The following is a 9,881-nucleotide window of genomic DNA, read 5'->3' as shown; positions in this document are numbered from 1 at the left end:
TTGATCGCGGTGGTTGCCTATGTCCCGAGACACACTTTGTTGAAGTTTCCTATGTCCTGCGACATGGGTTTCCTATGTCCTGAACCAGCACACTGTCGTCCCGACCAGTTATAGCTGGTCGGAAGGGGTGCCAGAGTTTCTCTGGTGCCCCTTTTCGGATCTTAGGGAGCCAAACGGGGAGCCACTGCTCTGCTCTACCCGGCTCGCGACTTGAAGATCTCGTCCATGACCACGGCGCCGTCTGTCAGCGCTGGTCGGATCTCCTGCCGGTACACGGTCTCGGTCACATGCGTTGACGAGTGACCAACGAGGCGGGCGATCTCTTCACTCGCCACCTCGTGAGCGGACAGCATGCCGCTGCCCGGTGGGCAGCATAGCGTTTGCCGCAGAAGGCGTCCTGGTCATCGCGGTACTTGCCGTCGTCAGGCCAAGAAGGCGGAATGCTGTCGGGCATGTTGCCGCCTCGACGCGTGTGGCGTGACAGAGGCCGGTCGCCTGCGTGTGCCTCGCGGATGGCGTCCAGGTCGAACCAGTAGCGGCGTTGTTTCACGAGCAGGAAGAGCATCTCGTATCGGGTGGAGACGCGATCGAGCACGGACTGCGGCATCGCGTTCGGCTTGTCCCAGACGATGGCGTGCCGCAGGATCCAGCCGTCCTCCTGCAAGGCGAAGGCGACGCGCCACGGCATGCCGAGCAGGTTCTTGGGCGGAACGGACAGCCGGGAACGTGGGCGGACCATGGGTTGGAGTTGGTTGTAGCCGGCACCCCGGGCCCAGCCGTCCGAGTTCGAGGCGTAGCAGTCGCCGATGTTGAGCAACGGCCGGGATGGCCGAGCCGGCCCTACGGAAGATCTGCGGCCGACTCGGCCTCTATCTCGCACGCGGGAAACGGGACGACGTCGAGGCCGCTGTGTTGGCCGCCTTCATCAGCGCCGTCAAGAACATCGACCTCGCCCCGTGAAACGTCCTGCAGCGGCTCTGCGCCGCGGCTCGCGGCGCCGGTGAGCGCGGCGTCGGCCTGGTCGAGAAGCGCGTCAACCTCGGGCTGTCCGGTCCGGCGCCGGTCTGAGTCCGTCATCGATGCCGCTTCCTATCACCTGCTGAGTTTCGTCCCCGCTTCGACAGCGCTGGCAACGACACTAGTGGCCCGTCATCGAATCTCGGACGGGCATTTGGTCTGTCCCGGACCGGCGGCCCGGTCCCGGGAGGCGGTCAGCTTTGCCGTAGGGCGGGCATCGGGAGGGGGATGGTGTACGCGGTGGCGCCGCCGCCCACTCCTCCCTCGCAGGAGTTCGGAGGTGCGGTGGTCACGCCCCTTGTGGAGGGACGTTCGGCGGCCCAGAACATGTAGCCGAGCATGCCGGAAGTGAGTCCGGCAATCTTCGGCGCGGCCGTCTGGACGAACGATCCCGTGGACTTCTGCAGCGAGGTGCTGAAGTTCGTGCATTCGGCGCGGACCTTGCTTCCTTCAGCGATGTAGAACGCGCCGGTGAACTTGGCCGGAGCCAGCGACGGAATCGGCGGAGAGTAGGTGGTCTTGCCGTCGATGTGCTCCTGCCAGTTGGCGATGGCGTCGGAGCTCCTGGGCTGCTGGGCGGGCACCATCGCGTTGGCGTAGTCCAGGACCGGGGTGTCGGTGCGCAGCCAGTCCGCGGTCGCCTTCCTGGTGATGTCGATGAGCCAGCGGTCACCGGCGGCGAGGTCGATGGTCAGCCGGGCGGCTGGGTTCGCACCGCTCGCGTCGTACGGCAGGGCGGAGCGGTAGGCGTCGACGAAGGCCTGCAGACCGGCCAGGTCGGGCCTGCTGTTCTCCTCGTAGTCGATCTCTATGCCGACGCCGAGCCGCTGGGCGACCTCGGCCGCGTTGCGCCCGAACTGCGCCGCGTTCTCCGCCAGGGCGGAGTTCCACGCGGTGGTGTACGTGATGCCGCCGATGGAGAGCATCACCCGGATTCCACGGCTGGTGAAGTAGTTCACGATGTCAGCGGTCATGCCACGTGGCACGCCGTCGAGGGTCTGTGTGTCGGTGGTCTTGTGCAGCAACTTGACCGGGTGGACGAAGCTGAGCACCACGAGGTTGACCGAGGGGCGGCCGTCTCCTCGGTCGATCAGCCAGTGGTTCTTTGTGTCGAAGTCTGTTGGGCTGCGGACGTTGCCCCAGATACAGGCGTCATCACCACAGTGCCAGGCGCCGTAGACCTGCAGCGGGGTCGCAGCGGCCTGTGCGGGGACGGGCAGGAGAAGGAGGGGGAGGAGTAAGGAGACGAGCGCGGCCAGACGGCGCATGCCGATACCTCCGTTCACGAGGAACTGGAAAGGAGGTTAACTAATTCTGCGCGGTGCTGTCCCTCCCCAGGAGGACACACCCGGGTCCCGCAAGGGCTCGCGTCGCCATGAGCGCTCAGCTAGGGCCTGTACGGAGTTGAGATCAGAGGGATTGCCTGCGGTACGGCCGGCGACCCTGGTAGGCCATCGAACATGGCGCGTGGAGATCTCACCGACGAAGAATGGTCCTTGATCGAGCCTCACTTACCGTTGGGTGAGCGGGGTCCGGTCCCGGATCTGCGGCGGCTGTTCAACGCGGTGATGTGGCGGTTTCGTACCGGCAGCCCCTGGCGTGACCTGCCGGAGGAGTACGGGCCATGGTCCACCGCCTACGACCGGTTCCGCACCTGGGCGCGGGACGGCGTGTTCGAGCAGCTGATGCAGGCCATGATCGCCGAGGCCGCCGGCCGGGGACAGGCCGACCTCGACCTGGTCAGCGTCGACTCCACCACCGCTCGCGCCCACCATCATGCCGCCGGGATGGTCTTGGACGGTGAGCTGAGCGCGGCGCTGGAAGAAGCCGTCGAGCAGGAAAGGGGGCTACGCCAAAGGGGCAAAACGCCGCCGACGGCGACCTCGGCGACGAAGAGAGCAGGGACAACGACGACGGGGACGGCAACGGGGACGACGGGAGGAACGAGCGGCGACGGGGACGGCAACGGGGACGACGGGAGGAACGAGCGGCGACGGCTGCGACGCCGATACCTGTTCCGGCTGAAGGCCGCCAAGCTGGGCCGCTCCGGTCACCAGCCCTGATCCGCTGACAAAGAGATGGAATGTCGCAGCCATAGACCATGATCGGCAACCCTCGTCCGCATCGGGTTCCTGAACAAGCAGGCTTTGTCATCCCGTTCGGCCCTCGCGGGCGATCAGGGTGACCGACTGGCCGCGCTCACGGCGGTCCGGACCGCGGCCAGCACGTCCTCGGTGACGCTCACGGGCTGGCCACCGACACGACCGGCGACGCGGGCGGCGTCATCGACGCAGCCGACACACCCCCAACGCGAGCACCTGGCCGTCGTTGTGGACCTGATCGCCCATGAACGAGAGCGCCAACGATCTCATGCCTATGGCGCGATGAAGACCTGGGGAAGGATGCCAGCCTCCGCTTCTCGGAGTTGAGGGCGCGTTCCCGCTGGGTCGCTTCGATGGCCGCGCCGGAAATTGGCGTGAAGAAAATCTGCCGAGCGGCGAACACTGGGAGACAGTCGCCTTCGGAAGGACGCCATGGCTGCACCACCTGACGCCAACGATGTGCTGGAAGACGTCACCATGGTCGAGCGGTCGATGGACAATCCTGAGCTTTTCGCCCTCCTGTACGACCGGTACTTCAAGGAGGTCTATCGCTACCTGGCCGCCCGGCTCGGCGGCGAGCAGGCCGAGGACCTGGTCGCGGAGGCCTTCCTGCTCGCATTCGACGGCAGGTGCGGCTTCGATCCGCAGCGGGGCACGGTGCGGTCGTGGTTATTCGGCATCGCCACGAATGTCGTGGCCCGGCACCGCCGCAGGGAGGGCCGCCGCCTGAACGCGCTCAGCAAGATCGCGGCTGAGGACTCCGATGACGGGCACGAGGACCGAGTGACCTCGCAGCTCGCGGCGCAGGCCAGCCGGCCGGAGCTCGTACGGGGGCTGAAGGGCCTGGCGAAGGGCGATCGCGACGTGGTGTTCCTGCTCGTGTTCGGCGGGCTGGGCTACGAGGAGATCGCCGCCGCCCTGGACGTACCGGTGGGGACCGTCGGGTCCCGGTTGAACAGGGCGCGCAAGAAGCTGCGAAAGGCCCTGGGCGACGTCAACCCGATCGGGGAGTGGTGATGGACGAGTTGAAGCTGATCGAGGCCGTGTTCGCGGAGCCCGAGCCGACGCCGGAGGCGGCAGCGAGGGGGCGTGACCGCCTCCTCCGCCTGACCCGCCAGGCACAGGCATCACGGTTGGACCGTCCGCGCCGCTGGTGGCCCACCACGCTGCCGATCCGGCGCGTCGCCCTGGTCGGCGCCATGGCGGTGATGCTCACCGGCGGAATCATCGTCAGCCAGGTGAGTCTGGGCGGCTCCGACTCGCGTACCCCCGGGTACCTGATCGCTGCCCCTCCGGCCGACGCCAAGGCGCTGCTCACCCTGGCCGCGCAGGCCGCTGCCGACCGGCCTGACACGGTGCCGGCCCGCGGCCAGTACGTTCACACCAAGACGCTGGCCCAGCACAGCCTGTACACCAGGGACAAGGCGGGCACCATGCAGTACACCAAGGTGATGGTCAATGAGGAGCGCTGGGAGGCCGCCGACGTGGGTAAGCCCTGGCTGAGCCGCAAGCAGAGCCTGTCAGCCACGGGACCGGCGCCTCGGCGTTTCTGGGACCACGGCGTCGAGGACATCCTCTCCGAGTCGTCGGGCTGCCCTGGCCAACCGGCCTACGCCCGGCTGCGCACCTGGCCGACGGACCCCGCCCAGGTGCGCGCGAAGATCGTGGCCGACATGGGCGAGGAGCCGCTGCGCATCTGGTCCTCCCTCCAGGGCCTGATCCGCGAGTCCGTGGTACGGCCCAGCCTGGGCGCCGCGCTCTACCAGGTGGCCGCCGGGCTGGACGGCATCGTGCTCATCGGTGACGCGGCGGACGTCTCCGGCCGCCCCGGGCTGGCCGTCGCCATGGACGAGGGCAACGGCACCCGGTCCGAGCTGATCTTCGACCGGCAGACCTATCACTACCTGGGCGAGCGCACGGTGGTCACCAAGGACAAGAGGGTGAAGCTGCCCAAGGGCGAGTACATCGAGAAGAAGGGCATGGTGACCGGCACCGCGGTGCTCGCCGCAGATCTCGCCCCCGGCCTGCCCGAGGTGTCGCCGAAGGCGTCCCGCATGAAGATCCCCTGCTGAGACCTTTCCCCACCTGATCCGGCCTTTCGGGCCGTGAGTTCTGTTTCGCATGCCCTCAGATCGATCCGGCATGCCCTCAAGGAAAAAGGAGAACCTGCATGTTCGTCGCCAAGGCCGTCGCGGTCACCCTGCTCGCCGGTTCATTCGGCGGCCTCACCTCGCCGCCGTCGGGGGACGCCACCGCGTACGAGAAGCAGACACGACTGGAGGCCAAGCGCGTCGCCTGCATGATGGAGCGGGGCCTGGACTACGTGGCCTCCCCGGAGCCTCGGTACACGTGGCAGCCCGGGGAGCAGGAGCGGCTCGCGGGTGACCTGGAGGCGCTGCGGGAGTACCGGGCCAAGTACGGCTTCGGCGTCTGGTCCCCGAACGTCTATCCCAAGGACAAGGTCGTCAACCCCGTCCAGCACGAGGACCCGAACAACAAGATGCTGATGTCGCTCTCGGCCGGCCAGCTGAAGAAGTGGCGCGCCGCCGACGACGCCTGCTTCTCCCAGGCGGTCAAGGAGGTGCTGGGCAAGACCGTCACCTCCCAGGAGGACTACTACGACCAGCTCGAAGCGGCGGTGGACAAGTCGCTGAGCGTCCTCGACCAGGACAAGCAGCTCGTCCAGCTGGGCAAGCAGTTCGCCACGTGCCTGGGGGTCGGCGAGACCAGGCCGACCGTGCTGGACGGTCTGAGCCACACGAAGATCGTGCGGCAGGCTTCGGATGTCGCCAAGAAGACGTGGAAGGGCGAACTACCCAAGGAGGCCGAGGGCAAGACCGTCATCTTCCGGCCGAACCTGAAGCCCGCGCAGGCCAGGCCGTACCTGGACAAGGAGATCAAGGCGGCGCTGAGGGACCTGGAGTGCGGAAAGGCCTTCTACCCCGCCTATTTGCCCAAGGCCGTGGAGATCACGTCGCGGGTCTACCAGGAGTTCGGCAGGGAGGGCGCGGCCCAGGCGGTCCCGTCCCGGATCTACGGCAAGCTCGTCTGACGCAGCGCTCCCGGGGTGCCGCTCGTGGCGCGTGAGCGGCATCCCTCGCAACAAGTGACGCACGAGTTCGGATCTCACGGGCCGGCCTGGGCGCCCCTTGCCCGCGCCCACCTCCAAGGTCCCCTGCTGACCAGAAGGTAGGGCAGAGTCACTTCCCAGGCCATCAGCGTCTCTGCCCCATCGGAGGGCCTCCGTGAGCGAGGGCGGTGGTGATGATCGCGGACTCTCCTGATCCGGCCATTGCCCCGACGCCAACCGGCGATGATCGCCTTCCCGGCACATGGTGATCTCGCGCCTCGGCGTCGAGAACTGATGTCAACTCTCCGCACCTCGACAACGAGAGAGCAAATGAAATTAACCCACGCAACCCTCGCCATGATCGTGGCGGGATCTCTCATCGCAGGCGGTACCACGAGTGCCGCACAGGCAGCCGAGCCGGCATCTCCCGTGACCGGGGTGTCGGGCTCAGTGACGCTGCTGACCGGCGACCGGGTGACTGTCACAGCGAACGGCTACCGGATCGAGCCTGGTCCGGGCAGAAACCATCGCTTCGACGTCCAGCGCCGTCAGGGCCACCTTCACGTCATTCCAGAGGATGCCAAACGGCTGCTGGCCCAGGGCCTGCTGGATGAGCGTTTGTTCGACGTCACGCAGCTGCTCACCTGGCGGTACGGCGACGCCTACAAGGCGGAGATACCGCTGATCGTCCAGTTCGCCGAAGGGAAGGCGGCACCGGCGCTCAGCGGAACGCGCAAGGCGAAGGAGTTCGCCGGGCTGGGGCTGGCCGGCACGAGCGTGTCCAAGGCGACGGCGGGCCAGACCTGGCAGAGCCTGGTCGGCGGCGCACGATCACTGGCCGCCGGCAAGTCGAAGATCTGGCTGGACGGGAAGCGGCCCATCACCCTTGACCGGAGCGTCAAGCAGATCGGGGCTCCGCAGGCGTGGCAACAGGGGCTGACCGGATCCGGTGTCACGGTCGCCGTGCTCGACTCCGGTTACGACGCCACCCACCCCGATCTCAAGGACGTGGTCACGCAGTCGCGGAACTTCTCCGACGAACCAGACATCACCGATAACGTGGGGCATGGCACCCATGTCGCCTCCATCGTGGCGGGCGCCGGAGAGAAGTATCGGGGTGTCGCGCCGGGCGCGAAGATCGCGCTTGGCAAGGTCGGCGGAGAGAACATCAGCGAATCGGCAATGCTGGCAGGCATGGAATGGGCCGCTGTCGAGGTCAAAGCAAAGATCATCAACATGAGCATCGGCGGCCCGGACACACCTGGCATCGACCCGATTGAGCGGGCCGTCAACACCCTGTCAGCGCGTACGGGAGCGCTGTTCGTCATCGCGGCGGGCAACGACGGAGCACCCGGCTCGGTCAGCAGCCCGGGCAGCGCCGATGCGGCGTTGACGGTCGGCGCGGTCGACAAGTCCGACAAGATGGCCGAATTCTCCAGCCGCGGCCCGAGAAATGGCGATCACGCGATCAAGCCCGACGTGACCGCACCCGGCGTCGACATCATGGCGGCGGCCGCGCAGGGCACGGCAGACGGCCCGTACGTCGCCCACAGCGGCACCTCCATGGCGGCGCCGCACGTCGCGGGTGCGGCGGCGATCCTCGCCCAGCAGCACCCGGACTGGAGCGGCGAGCAGCTCAAGGCCGCGCTCATCGGTAGCGCCGCGCCGCAGGCCGGCGCCACGCTCTTCGACCAGGGCGCCGGGCGCGTCGACCTGGTTCGCGCGGTCGGTCAGCAGGTGTATGCCAGTCCCGCGAACATCGGCACGGTCCTCCGCTGGGGCAGATCCGGCGAACGGCAGGCGACCAAGGAGATCACGTACACCAACGCCGGCGACTCTGCGATCACGCTGGACCTCACCGTGGACGGCGACGTGCTGCGCACCTCGGCACAGCGGGTCGAGGTGCCCGCCAAGGGCACGGCATCGGTCACCGTGACGATCGACGGGACCGGCAAGGAGCCCGGCGATCATCCGGGCACCATCACGGCCCGATCGGGTGACCTTCTCGTCCGTACCGTCGCCACCTCGTACGTGGAGCCGGAAGCCTACGACGTGAAGATCAGCGCACTGGGCACCGACGGCCAGCCCGTCGACGCGGTCGGGGAATTCTACAACGGCAAGGGCGAGAGTCTCCGGATGGTCCTTCGCGGCGCGCCGGACACCTACCGGCTCCCCGCCGGCGAGTGGAGCCTGTACGTGGACATCTACGAAGGCACGCGCATCACGACCACGCACTTGCCGGTGAAGGTCGGCGAACAGGGCACGGAGATCGTCCTGGACACGCGCCAGGCCAAACCGATCAGATTCACCCTGGACGAGCCCACGGCTGTCATCAGCGGGTGGACCGAGATGTGGGTGATCAACGGTTCGTGGTACCTCGGCTGGGCCGGAGGCAGGCCCGACCCCAGCGCCGTGTACTTCGTGCTCGGCTCCAAGCAGCCCGGACTGAAGTACGTCACCAGAATGCATTTCCACAAGAAGGACGCCTCTCCCACTCCCGTCCGCTACGACCTGGTGGACGAACGCCATGACGGCGTGCCCGACGACCCCACGTACGCGGCCAGGGTGAAGGACCTCGACAAGGTGACCACCACCTTCCGCGGTGCCGGAACGGCCGCGAAGGGCACCTACTTCGTGGCGAACGCCATCGAAGGCGTTTCTGACGGATTCCTGACCCCCACGAACGATGTGCCTCTGCCGGGCAAGCTCACGGAATACCGGACGCGAGGGCACAAGTGGTCCAGCGCGCTGCGCGTCGGCGAATCCGCGGTCACGGGGGCCACGGGACCCACCGGCGACGGCCGCGATCGGCAGACGTGGGGCGTCGCGGTCAGCGGCCCGTCCTTCGCCACCTCGGGCGCCTGGCGGGAGGGGAACACCGTGACGTTCGACGGCGCCCGGCTGTTCTCCGAGGGCGTGCCCGGCCGGGTCGGCATGGACGGCGCCGCCACCGGCACCATCAGGCTCGCCAAGGGTGATCAGGTCATCTCCACGATCGACTACACCAGGTGCGGGCTGTGGGAGGCCGATTCCTGCCGGCTGAGCACCGGTCTCCCGGCGGAGCCCGCCAGGTACACGCTCAGCGCGACGGCCAGCCGACAGGTGCCGCACTCCACGCTGTCCACGAAAGTGGAATCGACGTGGACGTTCCGCTCGGCGAGCACTGCCAAGCGGGAAGCGCTCGCCCTGGCGGCGGTTCGCTTCGCCCCGGAGGGGCTGGACGAGTACAACCGTGCCAAGCCCGGATCGTCCACCCGGCTGCCGATCTGGATCGAACGCAATCCCGGCGCTCCCGCGGCAGCCGTGAAGTCCATCCACCTGCAGATGTCCGTCGATGACGGAGCGACCTGGCGCGACATCCGGGTCAGAGCCAAGGGCTCGGACTGGACGGCGCAGATGACCAACCCCCGCACGGCGGGCTTCGTGTCCCTGCGCGCCACGTCGACCGACACCGCGGGCAACACCGTCAGCCAGACCATCCACCACGCCTACGCGGTCGGATAACCCTCCCCGCAGGGCGGTAGCGATCGTGGACGCCTTGATCACGCACGAGTTCTGGCCCCACCGGGGTGAGATCCCGGTTCGAGGGTTCAGTACGTCTGTGGGTTCGGGGACTGCCGTCCCCGAACCTCTGCAGGGCGTGAACTTCGCCCCCCGCGGGCGCGGGCTCAGCTCAGCATCCATGCCGCAAG

General features: G+C 67.7%; 8 protein-coding genes. 5 read left to right on the top strand and 3 right to left on the bottom strand.

Features of this window, described 5'->3' with window-relative positions:
* Positions 1 to 283: 283 nt before the first annotated feature.
* The 3 genes from ACWCSU_RS51520 to ACWCSU_RS51510 all read right to left on the bottom strand — a co-directional run bounded on the left by ACWCSU_RS51520 (position 284) and on the right by ACWCSU_RS51510 (position 2,285).
* A complete protein-coding gene (locus tag ACWCSU_RS51520; protein WP_449944725.1) occupies positions 284 to 817 on the bottom strand; it encodes a DNA methyltransferase in 534 nt (177 codons plus the stop codon).
* 23 nt (positions 818 to 840) lie between these two features.
* The gene (locus tag ACWCSU_RS51515; RefSeq protein ID WP_449944724.1) at positions 841 to 1,077 is read right to left on the bottom strand and encodes a hypothetical protein; all 237 of its coding nucleotides are present in this window, start codon (positions 1,075 to 1,077) and stop codon (positions 841 to 843) included.
* A 134-nt stretch (positions 1,078 to 1,211) separates the two neighbouring features.
* Positions 1,212 to 2,285: a hypothetical protein gene (locus ACWCSU_RS51510; RefSeq protein WP_449944722.1), complete on the bottom strand. Its 1,074-nt coding sequence runs from the start codon at positions 2,283 to 2,285 to the stop codon at positions 1,212 to 1,214.
* A gap of 192 nt (positions 2,286 to 2,477) precedes the next feature.
* Here ACWCSU_RS51510 and ACWCSU_RS51505 point away from each other — a divergent pair, with 192 nt between their 5' ends.
* The 5 genes from ACWCSU_RS51505 (at position 2,478) to ACWCSU_RS51485 (ending at position 9,693) form a co-directional block, all read left to right on the top strand.
* Entirely contained in the window at positions 2,478 to 3,080 is a 603-nt protein-coding gene (locus tag ACWCSU_RS51505; RefSeq protein WP_449944719.1) for an IS5 family transposase, read from the top strand.
* A 471-nt stretch (positions 3,081 to 3,551) separates the two neighbouring features.
* Positions 3,552 to 4,136, top strand: coding sequence for an RNA polymerase sigma factor (locus ACWCSU_RS51500; RefSeq protein ID WP_357705926.1), 585 nt, complete (start codon positions 3,552 to 3,554; stop codon positions 4,134 to 4,136).
* Complete coding sequence (locus ACWCSU_RS51495) at positions 4,136 to 5,191, top strand: CU044_5270 family protein (RefSeq protein ID WP_449944717.1); 1,056 nt, start codon at positions 4,136 to 4,138, stop codon at positions 5,189 to 5,191. The genes ACWCSU_RS51500 and ACWCSU_RS51495 overlap by 1 nt, the downstream gene beginning before the upstream one ends.
* A gap of 98 nt (positions 5,192 to 5,289) precedes the next feature.
* Complete coding sequence (locus ACWCSU_RS51490; protein WP_449944715.1) at positions 5,290 to 6,171, top strand: hypothetical protein; 882 nt, start codon at positions 5,290 to 5,292, stop codon at positions 6,169 to 6,171.
* Positions 6,172 to 6,639: 468 nt separating this feature from the next.
* Positions 6,640 to 9,693: a S8 family serine peptidase gene (locus tag ACWCSU_RS51485; protein ID WP_449944712.1), complete on the top strand. Its 3,054-nt coding sequence runs from the start codon at positions 6,640 to 6,642 to the stop codon at positions 9,691 to 9,693.
* Positions 9,694 to 9,881 lie beyond the last annotated feature (188 nt).

This window comes from Nonomuraea sp. NPDC001699, from assembly GCF_053596455.1.
The sequence above is the reverse complement of the archived record's forward strand: the minus strand, read 5'-3'. Positions and strand labels throughout refer to the sequence as shown.